General features: G+C 68.7%; 19 protein-coding genes. 10 read left to right on the forward strand and 9 right to left on the reverse strand.

The features are described from left to right. Positions 1-134: 134 nt before the first annotated feature. Positions 135-1340: a hypothetical protein gene (locus FBZ89_RS12445; protein ID WP_145750285.1), complete on the forward strand. Its 1206-nt coding sequence runs from the start codon at positions 135-137 to the stop codon at positions 1338-1340. A gap of 7 nt (positions 1341-1347) precedes the next feature. On the opposite strand, the gene FBZ89_RS12450 is transcribed toward FBZ89_RS12445, so the two are convergent. From FBZ89_RS12450 to cysG, 5 genes are read right to left on the reverse strand one after another with little or no spacing between them, the layout of a single operon-like run. Continuing rightward, positions 1348-2064, reverse strand: coding sequence for a phosphoadenylyl-sulfate reductase (locus FBZ89_RS12450; RefSeq protein ID WP_145750286.1), 717 nt, complete (start codon positions 2062-2064; stop codon positions 1348-1350). Beyond that, complete coding sequence (locus tag FBZ89_RS12455; protein ID WP_145750287.1) at positions 2061-2573, reverse strand: DUF934 domain-containing protein; 513 nt, start codon at positions 2571-2573, stop codon at positions 2061-2063. Before FBZ89_RS12455 ends, FBZ89_RS12450 begins: the two co-directional genes overlap by 4 nt. Continuing rightward, on the reverse strand, positions 2560-4281 hold the full coding sequence (locus FBZ89_RS12460; RefSeq protein ID WP_246172153.1) for a nitrite/sulfite reductase: 1722 nt from the start codon (positions 4279-4281) through the stop codon (positions 2560-2562). The genes FBZ89_RS12455 and FBZ89_RS12460 overlap by 14 nt, the downstream gene beginning before the upstream one ends. A gap of 52 nt (positions 4282-4333) precedes the next feature. After that, entirely contained in the window at positions 4334-4636 is a 303-nt protein-coding gene (locus tag FBZ89_RS12465) for a DUF2849 domain-containing protein (protein ID WP_145750288.1), read from the reverse strand. A gap of 13 nt (positions 4637-4649) precedes the next feature. Next, a complete protein-coding gene (cysG, locus tag FBZ89_RS12470) occupies positions 4650-6140 on the reverse strand; it encodes a siroheme synthase CysG (protein WP_145750289.1) in 1491 nt (496 codons plus the stop codon). 539 nt (positions 6141-6679) lie between these two features. Between cysG and FBZ89_RS12475 the strand changes: the two genes are divergently transcribed. The 6 genes from FBZ89_RS12475 (at position 6680) to dnaE (ending at position 15391) form a co-directional block, all read left to right on the forward strand. Then, the gene (locus tag FBZ89_RS12475) at positions 6680-7687 is read left to right on the forward strand and encodes a sulfate ABC transporter substrate-binding protein (protein WP_145750290.1); all 1008 of its coding nucleotides are present in this window, start codon (positions 6680-6682) and stop codon (positions 7685-7687) included. Between the two features lie 163 nt (positions 7688-7850). After that, positions 7851-8369: a DUF2059 domain-containing protein gene (locus FBZ89_RS12480; protein ID WP_211115206.1), complete on the forward strand. Its 519-nt coding sequence runs from the start codon at positions 7851-7853 to the stop codon at positions 8367-8369. A 133-nt stretch (positions 8370-8502) separates the two neighbouring features. Beyond that, on the forward strand, positions 8503-9012 hold the full coding sequence (locus tag FBZ89_RS12485) for a DUF2059 domain-containing protein (RefSeq protein ID WP_145750291.1): 510 nt from the start codon (positions 8503-8505) through the stop codon (positions 9010-9012). A 296-nt stretch (positions 9013-9308) separates the two neighbouring features. Next, positions 9309-9872 (forward strand): alkyl hydroperoxide reductase subunit C, encoded by a 564-nt coding sequence (ahpC, locus tag FBZ89_RS12490; protein ID WP_145616703.1) that lies wholly within the window; start codon positions 9309-9311, stop codon positions 9870-9872. Between the two features lie 287 nt (positions 9873-10159). Next, on the forward strand, positions 10160-11722 hold the full coding sequence (gene ahpF / locus FBZ89_RS12495; protein ID WP_145750292.1) for an alkyl hydroperoxide reductase subunit F: 1563 nt from the start codon (positions 10160-10162) through the stop codon (positions 11720-11722). 174 nt (positions 11723-11896) lie between these two features. Next, positions 11897-15391, forward strand: coding sequence for a DNA polymerase III subunit alpha (gene dnaE, locus FBZ89_RS12500; protein ID WP_145750293.1), 3495 nt, complete (start codon positions 11897-11899; stop codon positions 15389-15391). A gap of 66 nt (positions 15392-15457) precedes the next feature. Here the strand turns inward: dnaE and FBZ89_RS12505 are convergent, their stop codons facing one another. Beyond that, positions 15458-16033 carry a hypothetical protein gene (locus tag FBZ89_RS12505; protein WP_145750294.1) on the reverse strand — a complete coding sequence of 192 codons (576 nt, stop codon included), beginning with the start codon at positions 16031-16033 and terminating at the stop codon, positions 15458-15460. A 368-nt stretch (positions 16034-16401) separates the two neighbouring features. On the opposite strand from FBZ89_RS12505, the gene FBZ89_RS12510 reads away from it, so the two are divergent. Further along, entirely contained in the window at positions 16402-17721 is a 1320-nt protein-coding gene (locus FBZ89_RS12510; RefSeq protein WP_145750295.1) for an acetyl-CoA hydrolase/transferase family protein, read from the forward strand. A gap of 7 nt (positions 17722-17728) precedes the next feature. Here the strand turns inward: FBZ89_RS12510 and FBZ89_RS12515 are convergent, their stop codons facing one another. Beyond that, positions 17729-18304 carry a MarR family winged helix-turn-helix transcriptional regulator gene (locus FBZ89_RS12515; RefSeq protein ID WP_145750296.1) on the reverse strand — a complete coding sequence of 192 codons (576 nt, stop codon included), beginning with the start codon at positions 18302-18304 and terminating at the stop codon, positions 17729-17731. 207 nt (positions 18305-18511) lie between these two features. Next, complete coding sequence (locus FBZ89_RS12520; RefSeq protein ID WP_246172154.1) at positions 18512-19468, reverse strand: MlaA family lipoprotein; 957 nt, start codon at positions 19466-19468, stop codon at positions 18512-18514. 438 nt (positions 19469-19906) lie between these two features. Between FBZ89_RS12520 and FBZ89_RS12525 the strand changes: the two genes are divergently transcribed. Both FBZ89_RS12525 and FBZ89_RS12530 read left to right on the forward strand, forming a co-directional pair. After that, complete coding sequence (locus FBZ89_RS12525) at positions 19907-20680, forward strand: EF-hand domain-containing protein (protein ID WP_186457322.1); 774 nt, start codon at positions 19907-19909, stop codon at positions 20678-20680. A gap of 114 nt (positions 20681-20794) precedes the next feature. Further along, complete coding sequence (locus tag FBZ89_RS12530; RefSeq protein WP_145750298.1) at positions 20795-21301, forward strand: TIGR00645 family protein; 507 nt, start codon at positions 20795-20797, stop codon at positions 21299-21301. Positions 21302-21391: 90 nt separating this feature from the next. Here FBZ89_RS12530 and FBZ89_RS12535 read toward each other — a convergent pair whose 3' ends face one another. After that, positions 21392-23344 (reverse strand): tetratricopeptide repeat protein, encoded by a 1953-nt coding sequence (locus tag FBZ89_RS12535; RefSeq protein WP_186457323.1) that lies wholly within the window; start codon positions 23342-23344, stop codon positions 21392-21394. Positions 23345-23366: the final 22 nt, after the last annotated feature.

The following is a 23366-nucleotide window of genomic DNA, read 5'->3' on the forward strand; positions in this document are numbered from 1 at the left end:
GGCCAGGCGCAGGGCCGTCGCCGGTCGATGCAGCATGGCCGCCGGCGACCTGAATGGCAAGATCGCAAAAAAGAGAAAGACTTCCGGTAAATATATCTCTTTAATTGAGGCCTGGCAGGGGGAGGGGGCAGGCCATGAGCGACGGAACGGACACGCAAGAGGGTGACGATGGGCCAGGTACGGCCAAGGCCGACACGCGCGACCATCGGCGGTGGGAGGAGTGGCAGGATGATGTCCGCATCATGCTCGGTTACGCCGCCGGCCGGGGCTTGGCGCTGGAGCGGGCGGTGATCGACGCGGCGGTGCGCGTCACCGCCACGCCGCCCGAGCATCTGAGCCTGGAGGACAAGCAGGTATTGTGGGGGACCTACCAGGCGCTGTCGGTGGTGATCGCCCCGGCCACCAGCGGCAGCCTGCGCCATATCCGCGAATTCCGTCGCGAACTGGGTCTGCTGGGGTGGTGGCGGTCGCTGACCCGTGCCGGCCTGGTGCAACGGACCATACGCAGCGGCGTCCTCTGGCTGGTGGGCGTGGCCCTGGTGACGGCCATCATCCAGATCCATGCCGCCAACGGCACCAACCTGCTGGCCCAGACCGGCGTGCGCAAGCTGCTGTTCATCGAAGGGGTGGCGGCGGAGCGGCCCTTGGCCGGCAGCCCGGCCGCCGTCCAATCCGCCGCGTCCAGCCCGTCCTCCCCCGGCGGCGCGGCCACGGTCGTGGACCAGACGGCGGAGGAGCCGCTGGTGCAGCTGCGCCAGCAGGCGGCGGCCAAGCTGCTGCGGCCCTGGATTTGCAGCCTGCTGTCCCGCGCCGTGACGCTCAGCTTCGATGCCCACGGATACTGCCGCGCGCGCGAGCCCCATGCCGACACGGACGCCCCGCAGGAGGAGCCGAACATCATCCTGATGCATACGGTGGAACTGGCGTGGAACGCCTGCACGGCCCTGACGCTGTACGTGCTGCCGGCCCTGTTCGGCCTGCTGGGGGCCTGCGCCTACATCGCGCGGGTGTTGACGGAGGCAGTGGTCAACGCCTCCTTCATGCCGCAGCTGGGCTTCCGCATGGTGCTGCGGCGGGCCCTGGGCCTGACCCTGGGGCTGGCCACCGGCCTGTTCTACAAAAGCGTCATGGCGACGATAGAACCCACGGCCACCGCCCAAATCTCCCTGCTGGGCGCGGCCTTCCTGGCGGGCTACAGCGTGGAGGCGGTTTTCGCCATGTTCGATGCCGCGGTGGACAAGCTGCGCGAGGTGTTCAAACCGCGCGACGCCGCCTCGCGCCCCGCCGCCCTTGGGCCCGCCGCCAGCCCGCAGGCCGCGCCGAAGGAGGCCCAAGGCTGAGACGGGATCAGTTGGAAGGGGCGGCCACGGCGGACAGCGGCAGATGGATGCCGCATTCCGTCTTGCCCATGCCGGCCCAGCGGCCGGACCGCACATCGTCGCCGGGGGCGACGCGGTCGGTGCAGGGCATGCACCCGATGGACAGATAGCCGTCGGCCTCCAGCGGGTGGCGCGGCAGGTCATGGCGGTCCAGATAGGCCACCAGATCGTCGCGGTCCCAGTCGGCCAGCGGGTTGATCTTCAGCCGGCCCTCGGCCACCTCGATGGTCACCAGGCTGGCGCGGGTGCTGGCCTGGAAGCGCTTGCGGCCCGTGATCCAGGCGCCGAAGCCTTCCAGCGCGCGGTTCAGCGGCTCCACCTTGCGAAAGTGGCAGCAGGCGTCCGGATTGTTGCGCCACAGCAGGCCGTCGGCGTCGCGCGTCGCCACATCCTCGGGCAGCGGCTTGATCTCCCGGGCGTCGGTCAGGCCCAGCCGCGCCACCAGCTCACGGCGGTAGCGCAGCGTCTCGCCGAACAGCTTGCCGGTGTTCAGGAAGATGACCGGCGTGGCCGGATCGATCTCCGCGACCATGTGCAGCAGCACGGCCGATTCCGCCCCGAAGGACGAAACCAGCGCGATCTCGCCCTTCAGCTCCCGCGTCAGCAGGGGTTCCAGCAGCGCCGGGCCCGTCAGGCCGGCATAGGTCCGGGCCAAGTCGGCCGCCCGGTCGCCAGTCGCGGTCACGCTGCGTGCTCCGTCTTCTTGTGGCGGGCCAGGCGCGCCATGGACAAAGGCCCGGCCACCGACACCTGGTAGGCGGTGCTGATCTCGGCCAGGGCATGCGCCCACAGCGCCGGATCGCGGCCTTCGGGGATTTCCACCTGGGTCACGCCACAGCGGACCAGGGCCAGATATTGGTCGGGCAGGGTGTGACCCACGGCGCGGATGATGCCGCGATAGCCCAGATGCTCCCGCAACTCGCGGGCGATGGTGAAGCCGCGCCCGTCGCGGAACTTGGGGAAGTCCAGCGCCACCAGGGCGAAGTCCGCCAGGTGGTCGGCGATGTCCTTGGGGTGTTGGCTGCTGGCCAGGAAAATGCCCAGGCCGCCGTTGCGGCCCACCAGGCTGGCGCGGTCCTTGTGGAACCGGGCCAGGCTGACGATGACCGGCACGTCCGCCGCCGGCAGGGCGTCGTCATCGCCCAGGCGCACCCAGGCGTCGTCGACCAGCTTTCCGGAGTCAATGAGCGGCATAGACCTTGTCCTTGAACGGGGTGTGACCGATGCGGGCCAGGGTGTCGAGGAAGCGTTCCCCGTCCTGGCGCTGGTCCAGATAGACGCCGACCACGGCATCGATGGCGTCGAGCGTCTCATCCGCCGACAGGGCCGGGCCCAGGATGTCGCCGATGGCGCCCGCCTCGGCGGCCGAGCCGCCCAGCGTCAGCTGGTAGGCCTCGACCCCCTTCTTGTCGACGCCCAGGATGCCGATGTGGCCGACATGGTGATGGCCGCAGGCGTTGATGCAGCCGCTGATCTTGATCTTCAGCTCACCGATGTCATGCTGCCGGTCCAGATCCGCGAAGCGCTCCGAGATGCGCTGGGCCAGCGGGATGGAGCGGGCGTTGGCCAGGGCGCAATAGTCCAGGCCAGGGCAGGCGATGATGTCGGTGATCAGGCCGGAATTGGCCTCGCCGAAACCGATGTCGGCCAGCGCCTTCCACAGGGCCGGCAGGTCGTCCTGGCGGACATGGGCCAGCACCAGGTTCTGCTCGTGCGTCACCCGGATTTCGCCGAAGCTGTAGCGGTCGGCCAGGTCGGCGATGACGTCCATCTGATCCGCCGACACGTCGCCCGGGATGCCGCCCGCCGGCTTCAGGGTGATGGTGGCGATGGCGTAGCCGGGCTGGCGGTGGACGGCGACGTTGGTGCGGACCCAGCGGTTGAAGGCCTGGTCCTCCAGCCGCGCGCGGGCCAGGATGCCGGAGATGGGCTCCAGCGCCTCATAGGGCTGGCTGGCGAAGCGGGTGCGGATGCCGTCCAGGATGGCCGGCTCCAGCCGGTACTGGGCCACCGGCATGCGGGCGAACTCGGCCTCCACCTCATCGCGGAAGGCGTCGATGCCCAGCTCGTGCACCAGGATCTTGATGCGCGCCTTGTAGATGTTGTCGCGCCGGCCATAGGCGTTGTAGACGCGCAGGACCGCCTCCAGATAGGCGATCAGCTCATCCTCGGGCAGGAAGTCGCGCAGCTTCTTGGCGATGAAGGGGGTGCGGCCCAGGCCGCCGCCGACATAGACCTCGAATCCGACGGTACCATCAGCGCCGCGCTTGGCGATCAGGCCCACGTCGTGGATGCAGATGGCGGCGCGGTCGGCGCTGCTGCCGGTGATGGCGATCTTGAACTTGCGCGGCAGGAACGAGAATTCCGGGTGCAGGGTCGACCACTGGCGCAGCACCTCGGCATAGTGGCGGGGGTCCACCACCTCGTCGCTGGCCACCCCGGCGAACTGGTCCGAGGTGACGTTGCGGATGCAGTTGCCGCTGGTCTGGATGGCGTGCATGTCCACCTCGGCCAGCAGGTCCAGGATGGCCGGCACGTCCACCAGCTTGATCCAGTTGAACTGCAGGTTCTGGCGGGTGGTGAAGTGGCCGAAACCCTTGTCGTACTGCCGGGCGATGCGGCCGAACTGGCGTACCTGGCGGCTGGTCAGGATGCCGTAGGGCACAGCGATGCGCAGCATGTAGGCGTGCAGCTGCAGGTACAGGCCGTTCATCAGGCGCAGCGGCTTGAACTCGTCCTCCGTCAGCTCCCCGGCCAGGCGGCGGGCCACCTGGCGGCGGAACTGCTCCACCCGCTCCTTCAGGAAATCGCGGTCCACCTGGTCGTAGTGGTAGATGCCGGCGTGGCTGGACAGGCCGTTGGCGGGCGGGTCGATCTGGCGGGCGGCGGCGGTGGGGCTCATGATGCAAGCTCGATATGGTCTTAATTCATGCGGGAATTGGGGTGCGCCGCCGTCACGCCGCCGTGGGAATGGCGTCGATGCTGGGGCCGGCGGCGCGGATCCACTCCCGCGTCTTCAGGGGGCGGGGACCGGTGGCTTCCACCACCACGTCCACGGCGTAGGGCTCCACCACCTCCTGCCGGGCGGCGGACGCGCGGGCGATGCCCAGGGCCGCCTCCGCCGAGGACGCGTCGGTTTGCACCTGGGCATCGGCCACCCGGATCGACCAGTCGCCGGCGGCGGTCAGCCAGACGACGGCGCCGTCCTGCAGGCGGTTGGCGGTGACGACCTTGGGGGCGTCGGTAACGCGGGCCATGGTGCGGTTCCTCTCAGACGGCGGCTTTGAAACCCGTGCCCGGGGGGATGTCCGCATCGCGGCCCGGAACGGGAAGGGTGGTCAGGATGTCGGTCGCGACCTTGGCGGGATCGGCCAGCGTCACGACCTCCCCCACCAGGATCAGGGCGGGGCCGGTCAGGCCGGCGGCCAGGGCTCCCAGCCGATCCAGCGACCCTACGATCAGGGTCTGGTCCGGCCGGGTGCCATTCTCGATCACCGCGACCGGGGTGCCTGGCGCCTTGCCGGCGGCGATCAGGCGATCAGCCACCAGGCTGGCCTTGCTCAGGCCCATATAGATGGCCAAGGTGTGGTCCAGGCGCGCCAGGGCCGTCCAATCGATGACGGGTTCCGACGGTGATCCATCGCCCTGCCCGCCGTGCGCGGCGCCATGCGCCGTCACCAGGGTGATGCCCTGGGCCAGGCCACGATGGGTCAGGGGAATGCCGGTGGCGGCGGCGCAGCCCACGGCGGCGGTGATGCCGGGCACCAGCTCCACCGCCACGCCAGCGGCGCGCAGCACGGCCATCTCCTCACCACCCCGGCCGAAGATGAAGGGGTCGCCGCCCTTCAGCCGGACGACACGGTGGCCGGCCTGGGCCTCGCGCACCAGCAGGGCGTTGATCTCATCCTGGCTGACGGTGTGGCAGGACTTGGACTTGCCGACATAGACGCGGCGGGCGTCGCGGCGGACGTAGTCCAGGATGCGGTCGTCCACCAGCTTGTCATGCACCACCACGTCGGCATTCTGCAGCACGCGCAGGGCGCGCAGGGTCAGTAGATCCGGGTCGCCCGGGCCGGCGCCCACCAGGGCGACGGCGCCGCCTTCGGCAGCGTCGCCGGCGGCGTCACCGGCATTCAGGGACTTCACCAGTTGCTCGTGCGCGCCAGCCTCGTCCCCGGCCAGGAAACGCTGGGCGATGGGGCCGTCGATCACCCGCTCCCAGAAGCGGCGGCGCGCGGTCTCGTCGGATTTCACAGTGCGGACGGCGGTGCGGAAGCCGTCGAGGAAGGTGGCCAGCCGTCCCAGGCCCGGTTCCAGCGCCGCCTCGACACGGGCGCGCAGGCGGCGGGCCAGGACGGGGGAGGTGCCGCCGGTGGAAATGGCGACCGTGACGGGGCCCCGATCGACGATGGCTGGCATGATGAAGGTGGACAGGGCAGGGCGGTCCGGCACGTTGACCAGCAGGCCCCGGGCGCGGGCGAGGTCGGCCACCTGGGCCGCCTCATCCTCACCCTCGCCGGCGGCGAACACCAGGGTGACGCCGTCCAGATCATGGGCGGCGAAGGGGCGGCGGCGCACCTCGGCGGCCAGCACGCCCAAGTCGGGATGAACCTCGGGCGCCACCACCACCAGGCGCGCGCCCCGGCCGTCGCCGCCCGCGCCCGCCACCAGGCGCGCCTTGCGCAGGGCCAATTCCCCGCCACCGACGATCAGCACCGTCTGGCCGGACAGCGTCAGGAACAGGGGGAAGGCGGCAGGCATTGTACGGAATATTCCTGTGAAAGACTCAATGTTCTCTCATAATGTGTTCGTAAACGACATGTTTGTCGAGGTTCAAGCATCCTGGCATTCGGATAGCCCCAGGCCCCGCGCCACGGTTGGGGTGGCGGCCTCGGATTATGGAAAACCATTTCCCTTCAAGCTTCTGTGACAAAATTGCGGGAAGGGCGACGGTGACGGCGCGGAGAACGGATGGTGGGCCGCAACACTGCCATGCGCCGACATGGTGTGATCTGCTTTCAATTCCACAGCGGCGTTTTGGCTAATTGGTGCGGATCCAGGCAAGGCCTTGGCCTGGCGGCGCAATCGGGCGCCAGGGAATCAGGGCGCCTCATAATAACATAAATTATTTGTTATTAATGTTTCGGTTGACACAGATTGCGGTGTCGTTTGTCATGGGCGTCAACAGCGCGGGTGGGGTGCGATGTCCTGTCGCAGGGACGACGTCTTCCTCCGCCGGGGCCCCGGGGTCAGGACATCGGACTCCGGGCCGGGGCTCGCACTACCTAGGGGGAATCCGAATGCATCGCAGAACACTATTGACCGCCATGGCGGGTGCCGCCGGCGTGGCCCTGCTGGGGTCGGTGCGTGCGCGCTCCGCCTCGCAGTTGCTGAACGTCTCCTATGACCCGACGCGCGAGTTCTACAAGGAATACGCCGACCTGTTCGCCAAGGAATGGGCCAAGGCCTCGGGTGGTGACCAGGTCAGCGTCAACACCTCGCACGGCGGGTCGGGCAAGCAGGCGCGCGCCGTCATCGATGGGCTGGAGGCCGACGTGGTCACCCTGGCGCTGGCCTACGACATCGACGCCATCGTCGAGAATGGCGGCCTGATCGATAAGGATTGGCAGAAGCGCCTGCCCTTCAATTCCACGCCCTACACCAGCACCATCGTGTTCCTGGTGCGCAAGGGCAACCCCAAGGGCATCAAGGACTGGCCGGATCTGCTGAAGCCGGGGGTGGAGGTCATCACCCCCAATCCCAAGACGTCCGGCGGCGCCCGCTGGAACTACCTGGCGGCCTGGGGCTACGCCCGCGCCAAGGGTGGCGACGCGGCGGCCCGCGACTTCATCAAGGCGCTGTTCAAGAAGGTGCCGGTGCTGGACACCGGCGCGCGCGGCGCCACCACCACCTTCGTGCAGCGCGGCCTGGGCGACGTGCTGCTGGCCTGGGAGAATGAGGCCTACCTGGCCATCCAGGAACTGGGCCCGGGCGAATTCGAGCTGGTGACCCCGTCCGTCTCCGTCCTGGCGGAGCCGCCGGTCGCGGTGGTGGACAAGGTGGTGGACCGCCACGGCACCCGCCGGGTGGCGGAGGCCTACCTGCAGACGCTGTACACCCAGCCGGCGCAGATCCTGGCCACCAAACACTTCTACCGCCCGCGCGACCCGGTGGTATTGCAGGAGGTGGTGAACAAGTTCGCCAAGGTGGAACTGTTCGACATCACCAGCTTCGGCGGCTGGCACGACGCCCACAAGGCCCACTTCGCCGACGGCGGCAGCTTCGACCAGCTGTACCAGCCGGGCTGAACCGACGCGCCATCGCGGCACTGATCAGCGACGCCGCCGTCCGGGATGCCGGGCGGCGGCGTTTGCCATTTAGATGTAGACGGCCGTCCCCGTCTTCCGGACCCCGCCTTCCCGGCGCTAAACTCGCGGGCATAAAGCCCGCAGGGCACGGGGAAGGGGAGGAATGGGAGTGCGCAAGGAAATCGCCGCTGGCGTGGCCGGCCTGTGCATGGTCATCATGATGTGGGCTGGATCCGGCCTCGCCCAGTCCCCCACGCCCAAGGCCCTGGAACTGGCCCGGGCCTTGGCGGACAGGGTCAACGCCGACGACCTGATGCAGCAGGTCCTGGGCGCCACCGTCCAGCCGCTGACCTTCAACCTGAAGGCCGCCAACCCGGGACGCGAGGCCGATGTCGATGCCCTGTTCGAGCACACGCTGCTGCCGGATTTCCGCAAGGCCATGGCGCCGGTCATCGACGGTTACGCCCAGGCCTACGCCGCGCGCTTCACCGAGGCGGAACTGGCGGCCATCCTCGCCTTTTACGATTCGCCGGCGGGGGCCAAGATGCTGAAGGAGATGCCGGGCCTGCAGCAGCGGGGCCGCGCCCGGGCGCAGGCCGTCCTGCCCCAGGCCCTGGGGCCCGTGCTGGGGAACTTCGTCACCGCCTGCAAGGGTAAGGGCCTCACCATTCCCCAAGGGTGATCGGCGGCCCCTACCGATGTAATCTTCCCTGCGACATTCAGCCATAAGTGGCGGTTGGCCATCGCGCCGCGCGGGGCGACGGGGTAGGCTGGCGGCGCTGAATCCAGCATCACCAGAAGGGGAAAGCGCTTTGTTGAAGGGAATTGCCGCCGGCCTGGTCGGCGCGTGGGTCGTGGTGGCCACTCCGGCCTTCGCCCAAAACGCCGGTACGCCATCGCCGAAATCGTTGGAGCTGGCGCACAAGCTGATTGAGAAGACGCACGCCGGCGACCTGATGCAGCAGATACTGCCCGTGGCCATCGATCCCCTGGTGCAGAAGCTGAAGATCGCCAACCCCGGCCGGGAAGCGGACGTGCAGGGCCTGGTCGACAAGCGGCTGCTGCCCGATTTCAAGAGGGCCCTGGCCCCCATGACCGACGCCATCGCCACGACCTATGCGGAGCTGTTCACGGAAGCGGAGCTGGAGCAGGTGCTGGCGTTCTACGACACGCCGGCCGGGGCCAAGCTGATCACCCAGATGCCGCTGGTCATGCAGCAGACCATGGCCAAGTCCAGGGCCATGGTGCCGCAGGTGATAGGCAAGGTGATGAATGACTTCATCGCCACCTGCAAGGGTGAGGGCCTGACCATCCCCCAGGGGTGAGGGGCTTAGCGATGGCGCTTCACCGCCGCTGCTTTTAAGATGGGACCCGGCCGGCCCGCACCGGTTGGTCCGGGCCATCGCCCATGCCAAGGGGTGGGCCCCATCGCGCATCGCGACGCTGGCATGCTGCGACTGCAAACAGCTCTCAATTTTTATAATTGGAATTATTCTAAGATGCCGGTATGGTCCTGTTCGTCGGTAGGGCGAACGCCGCGGGGCCTCGGATGGGGATCGCGGCCGGGGCGCCCCGCCGAAACCAACCGCTATTCATTAATTCAACAGCCAAGGAATTAACGATGTCCCTCATCAATACCGAAGTGAAGCCCTTCAAGGCGACCGCTTACCACAACGGCAAGTTCGTGCCCGTGACCGAAGCCGACCTGAAGGGCAAGTGGTCGGTGGTGGTGTTCTACCCGGCCGACTTCACCTTCGTGTGCCCGACCGAGCTGGGCGACCTGGCTGACAACTACGCCGAGTTCAAGAAGCTGGGCGTGGAGATCTACGGCGTGTCGACCGACACCCACTTCGCCCACAAGGCCTGGCACGACACCTCCGACACCATCGCCAAGGTCGAATACCCGCTGGTCGGCGACCCGACCGCCACCCTGGCCCGCAACTTCGACGTCCTGATCGAGGAAGAGGGCTTGGCCCTGCGCGGCACCTTCGTGATCAACCCCGAAGGCCAGATCAAGCTGTGCGAGATCCACGACAACGGCATCGGCCGTGACGCCGGTGAGCTGCTGCGTAAGGTGAAGGCCGCCCAGTACGTCGCCGCCCACCCCGGCGAAGTGTGCCCGGCCAAGTGGACCGACGGCGCCGAGACCCTGAAGCCGTCCCTGGACCTGGTCGGCAAGATCTGATCCCCCGGGATTTGATCCGCATCCGTTGATGCCGGGACCGGGACGGTGACATCCCGGTCCCGTCCGGGGGCCTCATCCGCCCCCGGACGCCCCGGGCCTGTTGCCTGGGGACTTAGCACCGGGCCCGCGACTCCGCGAGAGGCGCGCCCGCTTGAACAGTCCGCCTGTGACATTACGTTTCAAATCGCACCTGGCCGCCGCATCCCGGCGCCGGTGACCGCCCCCTCCTTGCCCGCCCTTTCCCCCAATCGCCCTTTCCCCCAATCTCCGCCAGAAAGCCCGCCCCGATGTTGGACGCCAATCTCAAGACCCAATTGAAGGCCTATCTGGAACGGGTGAAGCAGCCGATCGAGATTGTTGCTTACCCGGACGATAGCGCCACCTCCCGCCAGATGATGGAGCTGCTGGCCGATATCGCCGAAGCCTCCGCCCTGGTGAACATCAACGAGAACGTGGACGGCGCCGGCCGCCGCCCGTCCTTCACCGTCAACCGCCCGGCCGGCGACATCGGCATCCGCTTCAGCGGCCTGCCCATGGGCCACGAGTTCACCTCGCTGGTGCTGGCGCTGCTGCAGGCCGGCGGCTATCCGCCCAAGGTCAGCGACGAGGTTATCGCGCAGATCAAGGCCATCGAGGGCGACTACCACTTCGAGACCTTCATCTCGCTGACCTGCCACAACTGCCCGGACGTGGTGCAGGCCCTGAACCTGATGGCGGTGCTGAACCCCCGCATCCGCCATGAGATGATCGACGGCGGCGTCTTCCAGGACGAGGTGACCAAGCGCCAGATCATGGGCGTGCCGGCCATCTTCCTGAACGGCGAGCCCTTCGGCCAGGGCCGCATGGATCTGGAGGAGATCCTGGCGAAGCTGGACACCAGCTCCGTCGCCCGCGAGGCCGCTAAGATCGACGCCAAGGATCCGTTCGACGTGCTGGTGGTGGGCGGTGGCCCCGCCGGCGCCGCGGCCGCCATCTACGCCGCCCGCAAGGGCATCCGCACCGGCATCGTGGCGGAGCGCTTCGGCGGCCAGGTCATGGACACGCTGGGCATCGAGAACTTCATCTCCGTCACCGCGACGGAGGGGCCCAAGCTGGTGCGCAGCCTGGAAGAGCATGTCCGCACCTATGAGGTGGACATCATGAACCAGCAGCGCGCCAAGGCGCTGGCCACGGTCGACGGCCTGCACGAGGTGACGCTGGAAAGTGGCGCCAAGCTGAAGGCCAAGGCCCTGATCCTGGCCACCGGCGCCCGCTGGCGCGAGATGAGGGTGCCGGGCGAGGAACAGTACAAGACCAAGGGTGTCGCCTTCTGCCCGCACTGCGACGGTCCGCTGTTCAAGGGCAAGCGCGTGGCGGTGATTGGCGGCGGCAACTCCGGCGTCGAGGCGGCCATCGACCTGGCCGGCATCGTCGCCCACGTCACGCTGCTGGAGTTCGACAACCAGCTGCGCGCCGACGCGGTGCTGGTGACCAAACTGAAGAGCCTGGCCAACGTCACCATCCTGACCCAGGCCCAGACCACCGAGGTCACGGGCGACGGCAACAAGGTGAACGGCCTGGTCTACAAGGACCGCGCCACGGGTGAGACGCACCGCCTGGCGCTGGAGGGCATCTTCGTGCAGATCGGCCTGCTGCCCAACACCGACTGGCTCCGCCGCACGGTGGAGCTGACCCAGCGCGGCGAGGTGATCGTGGGCCACCATGGTGAGACCTCCGTCCCCGGCATCTTCGCCGCCGGCGACGTCACCACCGTGCCCTACAAGCAGATCATCATCGCCATGGGCGAGGGTGCCAAGGCCTCCCTGGGCGCCTTCGACCACCTGATCCGCAGTTCCGTCCAGGCCGCCTGAGTCGCGACGGCCTGAAGTACAGCGCCCACCTGGGGTGGAGTCGGCCAACGCCGGCGCCCTCTCCAGGTGGGCGTTTTCATTGGGGGAATCGGGGTTGCCGACAGGACAGGTGACGCGGCCTTCACGGCCTTCGTAAACTACCCACCTCACCCCTGTCCCGGACCATCCGCCCCCATGTCCCATCCCGGCTTCATCCACCTGCGCACCCACTCCGCCTATTCGCTGTCCGAGGGGGCGATCAAGGTGAAGGAGCTGGTGAAGCTGTGCACCAAGAACGCCATGCCGGCGGTGGCGGTGACGGACACTGGCAACCTGTTCGGTAGCCTGGAATTCGCCATGGCGGCGTCGGACGCGGGCGTGCAGCCCATCGTCGGCTGCCAGATGTGGATCGGCCGCTGGGGTCCCGCCGCCACCACGCGCGGGGCGCAGCGCCCCGGCACCTTCGGCGCCGACCAGCTGGTGCTGCTGGCCCAGAACGCCACCGGCTACGCCAACCTGATGGAGCTGATCAGCAAGGCGTACATGGAGACGGAGCCGGGGCTGGAGCCCCAGGTATCCATGGCGGCGCTGGACGGCCACAGCGACGGCCTGATCGCGCTGACCGGCGGCATCCACGGCGGGGTGGGGCGCCTGCTGCTGGAGGGCCAGGCACCGGCCGCGGCCGAGCTGCTGCTGGACCTGAAGCGCCTGTTCCCCGGGCGCCTCTATGTCGAGCTGATGCGGCATGACAAGGACAGCCCCATCGGCCGGGCGGAGCAGCGCATCGAGGGCGCGCTGATCGATCTCGCCTACGCGCACGATTTGCCGCTGGTGGCCACTAACGATTGTTACTTCGCCACCGCCGACATGTACGAGGCGCACGACGCCCTGCTGTGCATCGCCGATGGCGCCTTCATCATGCAGGACGACCGCCGCCGCCTGACGCCCGACCACTACTTCAAGAGTGCGAAGGAGATGCGGGAGTTGTTCGCCGACCTGCCGGAGGCGGTGGACAACACGGTGGTGGTCGCCCAGCGCTGCGCCTACATGCCGCGCAAGATCAACCCCATCCTGCCCAACTTCCCCACCGTGGAAGGCCGGACGGAGGCGGAGGAACTGCGCGCCCAGGCCCATGACGGCCTGACCTTCCGCCTGAACCGCTATGTCTTCACGGCGGAGATGGGGGAGGAGGAGAAGGCGGACACGGAGAAGCGCTACCGCGAGCGCCTGGACTATGAGCTGTCCGTCATCGAGCGGATGAAGTTCCCCGGCTACTTCCTGATCGTGTCGGATTTCATCAAGTGGGCGAAGGACAACGGCATCCCCGTGGGGCCGGGCCGTGGCTCGGGCGCCGGCTCGCTGGTCGCCTGGTCGCTGCTGATCACCGACCTGGACCCCATTCGTTTCGGCCTGCTGTTCGAGCGTTTCCTGAACCCTGAACGCGTGTCCATGCCCGACTTCGACGTGGACTTCTGCCAGGATCGCCGTGACGAGGTCATCCGCTACGTCCAAGCCAAGTACGGCCATGACCGCGTGGCCCAGATCATTACCTTCGGTAAGCTGCAGGCCCGCGCCGTGCTGCGCGACGTGGGGCGCGTGCTGCAGATGCCCTACGGCCAGGTCGACCGCATCTGCAAGATGGTGCCCAACAACCCGGCCAACCCCGTCACCCTGCAAGAGGCGCTGGACGGCGAGCCGCTGTTGCAGGAGATGCGCCGCCAGGATGAGACGGTGGACCGCCTGATCGGCGTGGCGCTGAAGCTGGAAGGCCTGTACCGCCACGCTTCCACCCACGCCGCCGGCGTGGTGATCGGCGACCGCCCGCTGGACCAGCTGGTGCCGCTGTACCGCGATCCCCGGTCGGACATGCCGGTCACCCAGTTCAACATGAAGTATGTGGAACTGGCCGGCCTGGTGAAGTTCGACTTCCTGGGCCTGAAGACCCTGACCGTGTTGCAGAAGGCGGTGGAGCTGATCCGGCCGCTCAATCCCGACCTGGACCTGCTGAATCTCGACCTCTACGACGAGAAGACCTACAGGCTGCTGGGCCGGGCCGAGGCGTCGGGCGTGTTCCAGCTGGAAAGTTCGGGCATGCGCGACGTGCTGCGCCGCATGAAGCCCAACCGCATCGAGGACATCATCGCGCTGGTCTCGCTGTACCGGCCGGGCCCGATGGACAACATCCCCAAGTACATCAAGGTCAAGGACGGGCAGGAGGAACCCGACTACATGCATCCTTCGCTGGAGCCCATCCTGAAGGAGACCTTCGGGATCATGGTGTACCAGGAACAGGTGATGCAGATCGCCCAGGTGCTGGCCGGCTACAGCCTGGGCGGCGCCGACCTGCTGCGCCGCGCCATGGGCAAGAAAATTAAAGAGGAGATGGAGAAGGAACGCTCCAAGTTCGTCGATGGCGCCACGGCGCGCGGGGTGGACGCGGACCAGGCGGGCCTGATCTTCGACCAGGTGAACAAGTTCGCGGGCTATGGCTTCAACAAGTCGCACGCCGCCGCCTATGCCCTGATCGCCTACCAGACGGCCTACCTCAAGGCCAACTACCCGGTGGAGTTCATGGCCGCGTCCATGACGCTGGATCTGGGCAACACCGACAAGCTGAACCAGTTCCGCCAGGAACTGGACCGGCTGAAGATCAAGCTGCTGCCGCCGGACATCAACCGGTCGGGCGACATCTTCCGCGTGGAGATGCTGCCCAGCGGTGAGCGCGCTGTGCGCTACGCCCTGGCGGCGGTGAAGGGCGTGGGCGGGCCGGCCATGGCGGCGGTGGTGGCGGAGCGCGATGCCAATGGCCCTTATCGCGACCTGTTCGACTTCGCCCGCCGCCTGGACAACAAGGTCATCAACAAGCGCCAGCTGGAGAATTTGGCCGCCGCCGGCGCCTTCGACAGCCTGGTGCCCAACCGTCACCAGGTTCATTCCGCTATCGAAATCATGTTGCGTTACGCCCAGGCCGAGGCGGCGGAGCGCGAGAGCGGCATGAACAGCCTGTTCGGCGCGTCCGCCCCGCTGAAGGCGCCTGAGCTGCCGCGCGTGGTGGATTGGGAGCCGCTGGAAAAGCTGCGGCACGAGTTCGAGGCCATCGGCTTCTACCTGTCGGCCCACCCGCTGGATGCCTTCGCCGCCCCCTTGGCCAAGCTGAAGGTGGTGCGTTTCGCCGACCTGCCGGGCATCGTGGCGCGCGGCGGCGGATCCACCCGCTTCCGCATGGCCGGCATCGTCGTCGCCCGGCAGGAGCGCACGGCCAAGAGCGGCAACCGCTTCGCCTTCATCGGCATGTCGGACGCCTCGGGTGTCTATGAGGTGACGCTGTTCTCCGAGGCGTTGGCCCCGGCGCGGGAGCATCTGGAGCCGGGCAAGGCCGTGCTGATGACGGTGGACGTGCAGCAGAACGGGGAGGAACTGCGCCTGACCGGCAGCGGCGTTCAACTGCTGGAGGACGAGGTCGCCAAGGTCGCGTCCGGCCTGCGGGTGACGCTGAAGGATCAGGCGCCGGTGGAAGGCCTGCAGACGGTGCTGAAGCGCCTGCCCGCGGGCCGGGGCAAGATCCACCTGATGGTGGAGATCGATCGGCTGGAGGTGGAACTGGTGCTGCCCCAGGCCTACCAGATCAGCAGCGCCAGCCGGTCCGCCCTGCGTTCCATCCCCGGCGTCATCGATGTCCAGGACATCTGATTCCCATAAATGAGAAGGGCGGCCCCGACTTGGGGCCGCCCTTCGCGCGCCAGACATGGAACAAGATTAATTCATGGCGCCCTGCATGGCGCCGGCCTCACGCTGGCTGTCGGTCACGCCGGGCAGGGCGCACATGGTGCTGACCTCGACCCAGCCGCCCTGGCCCTTGTCGCTGACCGGGGCGTCGCCCTCGCCGGCGCGCATGGCGGACTTGATCACCCACTGGCCGCCCTGGCTCTCGACCCAGGTGTCGATGCCTTCCACCCGGCCCTTGCCCTGCGGCATGCCGAACACCACCGGGGCGGTCCACACGCGCGGCTCCGTGCCCTCCAGGCAGGTGGGCTTGGGCACGGTGTCGCCCGGCTTCATCGCGGTGTTCACCTTGCCGGTGCCGGTCGAGATCATGCCCTTGGGCCGCACGATGTAGGTGCGGCTCTCGGTGCTGTAGGACTGGGAGGAGGTCGTGGTGGTGGTCGCCGGGCCGATCATGCCCTCGTCACCCATGGGGGCGGGCGGCGGGGAATTGGCCTCGGGCGGGGAAATCGTGTCGTTCGGGGTGTCGCCCGGGTTCATGGCGGTCTGGGCCAGGGCCGTGCCGCCGATCAGACCGGTGGCCAACAGCGTGGCCGCAAGCAAATGCATCCGCATGTCCATCTCCTTCGTCTTCGATCAGCCGGACCCGCATGGGGCGCGCCGCGTGTGCCTTAACCCCAAAGACCAGGGGAAGGTTCCCGCAATGCCCAGGGCGGCGGGAAGGCGGCGCCATCAACCGGGATCAGGGTCCGGTCTCGGTGAAACTTAGTGCTTCGATACGCGGGCGTGGATAATACTCAAGTTTGCCCTGCGGTTACTTGTGCCGCCGGATTGTGTCCGCGATTGGGCCGAATCTGGATGGTGATGGGGCTTGTTTGTTACAGCGGCTGGCCCGGTGGCGGGGACCGGTGAAAACCGGGTGGCGCCGGCCGGGCTTCATGCCAGGATGGTCCGAATAAGCCGGACGGGAGGATGAAATGGGACCATACGCCGAGGCCTATGCCGCACGCCGCATGGCGGCGGAGGCGGCCGTGGGCCTGATTCCCTCCGGTTCCCGCATCGCCATGGGCCTGGGCGTATCGCAGCCGCCGGCCCTGCTGCGCGCACTGGCCCGGCGGGCCGAGGCGGGGCAGGTGGGTGAGATCTCGCTCTACTATCTGTTGGCCTTCGCCAACGCCGCCCCGCTGCTGCGGTCCGACCTGCGCCACCGCGTCCGGCCGGTCAGCCTGTTCCACGGCGGGCTGGAACGCGCGCTGGACAGGGAGGCGGGGTCGCACGACCTGCCGGTCGTGGATTTCATCCCCACCGCCTTCAGCCAGGCGCCACACGTCCTCAGCCGGCAGGTGGACGTGGATGTGCTGCTGACCACCGTGGCGCCCATGGACGCGGAAGGCTGCTTCAGCCTCGGCACCAACACCGACTACGCCCTCGCGGTATCACAGAGCGCCCGCCAGGTGATCCTGGAGGTGAACCCGGCCATGCCGCGCACCCTGGGGAACTGCCGTATCCCCCTGGACCGGGTGACGGCGCTGGTGGAGAACCCGGTACCCCTGCTGGAGGTGCCGCCCGCCAAGATCAGGGAGAATGACAGGGCCATAGGCCGCCTGATCGCGGGCCTGGTGGAGGATGGCGCCTGCCTGCAGATGGGCATCGGTGCCCTGCCCGACGCCGTGTGCGCCGCCCTGCACGACCGCCGGCACATGGGCATCCACACCGAACTGATGACCCCCGGCCTGGCGGAGCTGATGCGCCGGGGCGCGGTGGATAACAGCCGCAAGGCCATCCATGCCGGGCGGACGGTGTTCACCTTCGCCATGGGGGACCGGGCGCTGTACGACTTCCTCGACGGCAACCCGGACTGCGAGGCGCAGCCGGTGGACTATGTGAACAACCCGGCGGTGATCGCCCGGAATGACACCGTGGTCTCCGTCAACGCGACGCTGGAGGTCGACCTGCAGGGCGCCTGCAATTCCGAATGCCTGGCCGGTTGGCAGTACAGCGCCGCGGGCGGGCAGCTTGACTTCGTGCGCGGCGCCTCGGCCTCGACGGGCGGCAAGTCCATCATCGCCTGCCACTCCACCGCCGCCGGCGGCACCGCCTCGCGCATCGTCCCGCGACTGACGGGGCCGGTGACGACGCCGCGCAACGATGTCCAATACGTCGCCACCGAATTCGGCGTGGTGAACCTGCGCGGCCTGACGCTGGCGGAGCGGGCCCGGGCGCTGATCGGCATCGCCCATCCCGACTTCCGCGAGGGGCTGGAACGGGCGGCGCATGCCGCCGCCCGGGGGTGCTAGCAGGCGCTTACGAGGCTTTGGCCGGCTCCCCGGTCCCTGCCGGCGGACCGATCTCCTCCGGCGTGGGATCGTAGGCGTTGACGTGGGGGATGCGGGCCTGCAGGCGGCCCAGCAGGTTGATCAGGGTATCGACCTCGCGCGGGCTGAGGTCGGCCAGCAGGCGCCGCTCCCGCTCCAGCGCCATGACCAGGATACGGTCGTGCAGATCGCGGCCGGCCACGGTCAGGGCGGCCTCGCGGCCCCTCGGCTCCGCCGGGCGGAACTGGATCAGGCCGCGATCCTCCATCAGGGCGTAGCTGCGGCTGACGGCGGCCTTGTCCATGCCGATGATCTGGCAGATGCGGGCGGCGGTGCACCATGGCTCCGCCACCAGGTGGACGATGATGCGCCACTCCACCACCCCGATGCCGAAATGCTTGAAGTACAGGCGCGAGGCGCCGCTGGACAGCTTGTTGGCGATGGAATTCAGGAAGGCCGGGACATAGCGCTCCATATCCAGCTTGGGGCCCATATCAGGGGGGCCCATATCCAGGGGCAGGTTGCTGACCGGCAGCGCCAGCGGCTGCGGGCGGGGAAGGGGCATGGTGGGTCCTGTCCTCATGCGCGACCCCGTCTTCGGGGGGTCTTGTTCCCACTAATGCCCGGGGTGTGGCGTCCGCGTCGTCCCATCCCCAGGCTTGTGATCACAATGACCTTGGCACCATGGGCCCAAATGCACAAGGCCTGGTGCGCGGATAGAACCATGCACCAGGCCTTGAGGATTAAGCGGGTTTAGCCCGAATGGGAGGGCTTACTTGCCATCGTAGTCCGGGATGGACGGGAACTGGTCCGGGTCCGTCTTGCCATTGCGGATGTAGTTGTTCTGCCGCTGGCGGTACAGGGAGCGCATGGTGGCGTAATAGTCCACGCTGTTGCGCTTCATGTCGTCCAGCACGTCCAGGTACTGGGCGCGCAGGTCAACGGCATAGACGCCGGTGCGGGTGTAGCTGGCCCAATCGTCGTGGGTGTTGCTGAGGTAGCGCGACACGGGGTCGCCATAGGCCTCGACGCCGAAGCCCACGGCGTCACGCAGGGTGGAGGAGCCCAGGACGGGCAGCACCAGGTAGAAGCCCTCGGGCACGCCCCAGACCGCCAGCGTCTGGTCGAAGCTCTCATACTCGTAGGTCAGGCCGTGGTCGCCCGCCACGTCGATCAGGCCGCCCAGCCCGATGGTGGAATTGATGAGGAAGCGCTCGGTGGCGACCTCGGCGCCCTCCCAGTCGCCCTGCAACAGCTTGTTGGCCAGGGTCAGGGGGGAGCGTAGGTTCCATAGCACGTTGCGGATGCCCGTCTGGGCGAAGTCCGGCATCACCGTGCGGTAGACCTTGGCGGCGGGGCGCAGCAGCACCGTGTCCACGCCCTCGTTAAACCAGAAGATGGCGCGGTTCATGCCTTCCAGCGGGTCGTTGGCGTCCTCCTCCTGGGCGGCGGCGATGGCGGCACGCGCCTCCGCCGTCTTGGCCTCGGCCACCTCGGTGCGGGCGCCGTCTCCGTCCGGCGCGGGGGCGTCGGCGGGGGCATCGGCGGGGGCGTCGGGCGTAACCGCCGCCTGCGGCGGCTGCGGCAGGGTTTCCTGGGCGTGGGCGCCGATGGACAGCGGCATGGGCAGGGCCAGCATGCCCAGCAGGGCGGCGGCCTTCAGGCCCAGGCGCTGGTGGGACCGGGCGGAAACGGTGGTGGACGCGACGGGGGAACCGGGACGCAGCATCGGGGGGATGCCTCCAGCAGCGGGATAGGAACGGCCGGAACCGGCCGGAGGGGCGGGACGCCGACTGGACGGGGCATACGCGCCCCGCTCAATGCGGATGGGACGACGCGATCCTATCTCGCCGCCACCAACTTAACCATAACGGCGCGCCCGCCCGGCAAAAATGGGAAAATTAGGCGCCCTGTTGCCGCGTGCGCATGGCGGCTTTGCCATTTAGGGGGCGTTGTAAAAGCCTTGTTTACCAACGGGGCAGGCCAAATCATGCTGTGGACGGTCTGCATTGCCGCGCGAAGCCCGACAGTTTGCGGGGCTTCACGCGTGCAAGGGCCGGATTACCCGCGCCGGTCCGGTGCCGGCGTCCCGTGCCGCCCGGGGCCGGCGACGGGGCCCGGGACGGTTTCAGGACAGCGCGTACCGCGCAACATGAAGGAACACCCGATGCATCGCCACCCAGCACTTCGCCGCACCCTGATTCGCCCGGCCCTGCTGGGCGCCTTGGCGCTGGCGGCGGCGTGTTCCAGCCACAAGACCTTCTACACGGTCACCACGCCCCTGGGGCAGACGCTGGGTCGCACCACATCGGAGGACGCGGCCAAGGTGTCGCTGCGCGCCTGGTTCAACCGCGTGGACAGCAACCAGGACGGCAAGCTGTCGCGAGAGGAATTCCAGGCCGAGGCCGACGCCGTCTTCACGCATTACGACCTGAACGGCGACGGCGCCCTGAACGTGACCGAGCTTGAGAAGGTGCGGAGGGCCGACCGCATGGCCCTGATGGGGCATGGTGGTCCAGAGGGCGGCCCCGAGGGCGGCCCCCATGGCGGGCCTGACGGGGGACCCGGCGACGCCCCGGGCGCCGGTCCCGAGGGCGCCCCGCCTGACGCCCCTCCCGGCGGCGGTCGCGGGCCGGGCGGCATGGGTGGGGGCATGGGCGGTGGCGGCCGGGGTGGGGTCGACCCCATCATGGCGGCCGACACCAACCTGGACTTCCGCGTGACGCGTGATGAGTTCCGCGCCTATGCCCGCGCCCTGTTCGAGGTCATCGACGCCAACCACGACGGCCAGCTGACCGTCGAGGAGATTGAGAAGGTCGACCTCAGCACCCAGGAGCCGGGCGGCGGTGGCCGGGGCGGCATGGGCGGCGGCATGGGTGGGGGCGGCCGGCATGGCGGCGGTCGCGGCGGCATGGGGGGTGGTGGTCCCGGCGGGATGTAGGTCCCGGCACCCTCTCAACGAAGGCGGTCGAAATCGGCCGCCGGAATCGGGTAATGTCGTCGCCGATCAAGCATTTGGCCGCCCGCCGGGCGGTCGCCCTTCGGAAGGACGCCCATGGACCGGTGGATCGAAAGCGTGCTGTTCGCCAGCCGCTGGCTGCTCGCCCCCCTCTATCTTGGCCTGGTGGTCGCCCTGCTGCTGCCCCTGGCGGGCTTCGTCCATGAGCTGTGGGAATTGGTCAATCACCTGGCCAGCGCCACCTCGCATGAGATCATCCTGGGCCTGCTGTCGCTCATCGACCTGTCGCTGATCGCCAACCTGGTGCTGATGGTGATCTTCGCCGGCTATGAGAACTTCGTTTCCAAGATCAGCGTGGCCAGCCACCACGACCGCCTGGAATGGATGGGCGAGGTGGATTTCGGCGGGCTGAAGCTGCGCCTCATCGCCTCCATCGTCGCCATTTCCGGCATCCAGCTGCTGCGCGCCTTCATGAGCGTCAGCGACTACAGCGACCGCGACCTGATGTGGTCCACCGTCATCCACGTGGTGTTCGTCATGTCCGGCGTGCTGCTGGCCCTGATGGACTACCTGACGGAAAAGGCCCACAAGCTGGGGAATTGATACGCTGACGCTGGTTCCTTGTATCTGGAACTAAGCCCTGTCTTGTGAGGGACTGGAACTGCGAGGGGACCGGTGGCCACCGGTCGGGGCCTACAGCGGCACAGGATGCGTGCCGCTGGGGGTGTCGGGGGCTGGGCGTGCCGATTCCTGTGCCTTCAGGGCGGCCACCACCTGGCGGATGACGGGGGCCCAGTCGCCCTGCCGTTCTTGCCGGAACAGGCGGGTGGCCGGGTACCAGGGGGTGTCCTGGCTGTTCAGGCGCCAGCGCCAGTCGGGGGCGTAGGGCAGCAGCAGCCAGACGGGCCGGCCCAGCGCCCCGGCCAGGTGCGCCACCGCCGTGTCCACGGTGATCACCAGGTCCAGCCCGGTCAGCAGGGCGGCGGTGTCGGTGAAGCCGTCCAGCGCCACATCGGCCACGCCCAGGGCCGCCAGTACCCCCTCATCCCCCCGCCGGCGGTCGGCCTGCACCGGCCACAGCGTCACGGGCAAGGCCGCCAGCGGGCCGGCCAGGTCGGGCAGGGACATGCTGCGCAGCCGGTCGGCCCGATGCCTGGGGTTGCCGGACCAGGCGAGGCCGACATTGAGGGCGCCGGCGCCCAGCCGTCCTCCACCCAGCCGCCCTGCCCAGGCGCGAACGCGATCGGCATCGGCCTTGAGGTAGGGCGCCGGCATCGCCAGCCCGGCGGCATCCTGAATGCCCAGCGCCGCCGGCAGGCTCATCAGCGGCACATGCAGGTCGAAGGCGGGCAGGGGGCGCCCCCGCGCCACCACGTCCACGTTGCTATGAACCAAGCCGTCGCGCATCAGGGCCAGCAGGGGCGGCTGCACCTCCAGCACGACGCGGCCATCGCCGGGCAGGCGGCTCAGGAAGCGCACGAATTGCAGGGTGTCGCCCAGTCCCTGCTCGGCGTGCACCAGCAGGGTGCGCCCGGCGAGATCCTCCCCCCGCCATTCGGGTACGGCGAAGCCCCGATCGGCCAAGTCCTCGACCCCGCCGCGCCAGCGCCAGGCGTAGGCCGGCCAGCCCCGCGCATCGTCGCCGGCCAGCAGCCAGGCCAGCGCCTGGTTGAAGCGCACCACGCCGTTGTCGGGGGCCAGCGCGGCCGCCTGGGCATGGACGGCCCGCGCCTCCGTGACTTGGCCTTGCTCCGCCAGGGCCTGACCCAGGTTGGACAGGCAGGTCGCGTCATCGGGGGCCAGGGCCACGGCACGGCGATAGCTGTCCACCGCGGCCGCCCCCTGTCCCGCCAGTTGCAGGGCGGTGCCCAGGTTGACGTGGACATTGGCGGCGTCGGGTGCCAGTTGGGCGGCGCGGCGGTGCAGGGCCAGCGCCTGGTCCACCTGGCCGTCGGCCTGCAGGGCCAGGCCCAGGTTGGTCAGGGCGTCCGGCCAGTTGGGCGCCAGGTGCAGGGCGCGGGCGTAGGCGGCCATGGCCTCCGCCCTGCGGCCCTGGTCGGCCAGCACGTTGCCCAGGCCCAGGAAGGCCGGGGCGTTGTCGGCGTCGCGGCGGATGGCGTCGGCATAGGCGGCCAGGGCGGCGGCCGTGTCGCCGGCCGCCTCCAGCGCCATGCCCAGGGTGACGCGGACGTCGGCGTCGGCGGGCTTCAGGGCGGCGGCCATGCGGAAGGCGGCGATGGCGCCGGGCAACTGGCCAAGGGCTTGGCGCGACAGGCCCAGGCGCAGATGCGCGTCGGCGTCGCCCGGTTGCAGGAACAGGATGCGCTGATAGGCGATGACGCTGTCGGTCAGGTGGCCCAGGGCGTGGAAGGCGTCGCCCAGGGCGCGCAGGGCCGGGATGTTGCCCGGCTGGGCCGCCGCCACGCCGGCCAGCATCTCCGCCCCCTCCACCAGGCGCCCGGTGCGGCAGAGGATGACGCCCAGCAGGTGCAGCACGGCCGTCTCGTTGGGCAGGCGGCGCAGGATGGCGCGGCACAGCCTTTCCGCCTCATCCAGGCGGCCGGCACGGTCATGGTGCTGCGCCTGCCCGAACAGGGCCGCCAACTCCGGCGACACCATCAACCGTTCCTTGGATACCGCCGTCATGTCGTCGCCCCCCGAGTCCCCG

The sequence above is a fragment of the Nitrospirillum amazonense genome (assembly GCF_007828045.1).
Taxonomy (GTDB): domain Bacteria; phylum Pseudomonadota; class Alphaproteobacteria; order Azospirillales; family Azospirillaceae; genus Nitrospirillum; species Nitrospirillum amazonense_C.

Bases quoted from the DNA above. Each gene is read 5' to 3' on its own strand.
- FBZ89_RS12445 (WP_145750285.1), top strand. From the start codon at position 135: ATGAGCGACGGAACGGACACGCAAGAGGGTGACGATGGGCCAGGTACG.
- FBZ89_RS12455 (WP_145750287.1), bottom strand. From the start codon at position 2,573: ATGCCGCTCATTGACTCCGGAAAGCTGGTCGACGACGCCTGGGTGCGC.
- FBZ89_RS12460 (WP_246172153.1), bottom strand. From the start codon at position 4,281: ATGAGCCCCACCGCCGCCGCCCGCCAGATCGACCCGCCCGCCAACGGC.
- FBZ89_RS12465 (WP_145750288.1), bottom strand. From the start codon at position 4,636: ATGGCCCGCGTTACCGACGCCCCCAAGGTCGTCACCGCCAACCGCCTG.
- cysG (WP_145750289.1), bottom strand. From the start codon at position 6,140: ATGCCTGCCGCCTTCCCCCTGTTCCTGACGCTGTCCGGCCAGACGGTG.
- FBZ89_RS12475 (WP_145750290.1), top strand. From the start codon at position 6,680: ATGCATCGCAGAACACTATTGACCGCCATGGCGGGTGCCGCCGGCGTG.
- FBZ89_RS12480 (WP_211115206.1), top strand. From the start codon at position 7,851: ATGGGAGTGCGCAAGGAAATCGCCGCTGGCGTGGCCGGCCTGTGCATG.
- ahpC (WP_145616703.1), top strand. From the start codon at position 9,309: ATGTCCCTCATCAATACCGAAGTGAAGCCCTTCAAGGCGACCGCTTAC.
- ahpF (WP_145750292.1), top strand. From the start codon at position 10,160: ATGTTGGACGCCAATCTCAAGACCCAATTGAAGGCCTATCTGGAACGG.
- dnaE (WP_145750293.1), top strand. From the start codon at position 11,897: ATGTCCCATCCCGGCTTCATCCACCTGCGCACCCACTCCGCCTATTCG.
- FBZ89_RS12505 (WP_145750294.1), bottom strand. From the start codon at position 16,033: ATGCATTTGCTTGCGGCCACGCTGTTGGCCACCGGTCTGATCGGCGGC.
- FBZ89_RS12510 (WP_145750295.1), top strand. From the start codon at position 16,402: ATGGGACCATACGCCGAGGCCTATGCCGCACGCCGCATGGCGGCGGAG.
- FBZ89_RS12515 (WP_145750296.1), bottom strand. From the start codon at position 18,304: ATGCCCCTTCCCCGCCCGCAGCCGCTGGCGCTGCCGGTCAGCAACCTG.
- FBZ89_RS12520 (WP_246172154.1), bottom strand. From the start codon at position 19,468: ATGCTGCGTCCCGGTTCCCCCGTCGCGTCCACCACCGTTTCCGCCCGG.
- FBZ89_RS12525 (WP_186457322.1), top strand. From the start codon at position 19,907: ATGCATCGCCACCCAGCACTTCGCCGCACCCTGATTCGCCCGGCCCTG.
- FBZ89_RS12530 (WP_145750298.1), top strand. From the start codon at position 20,795: ATGGACCGGTGGATCGAAAGCGTGCTGTTCGCCAGCCGCTGGCTGCTC.
- FBZ89_RS12535 (WP_186457323.1), bottom strand. From the start codon at position 23,344: ATGACGGCGGTATCCAAGGAACGGTTGATGGTGTCGCCGGAGTTGGCG.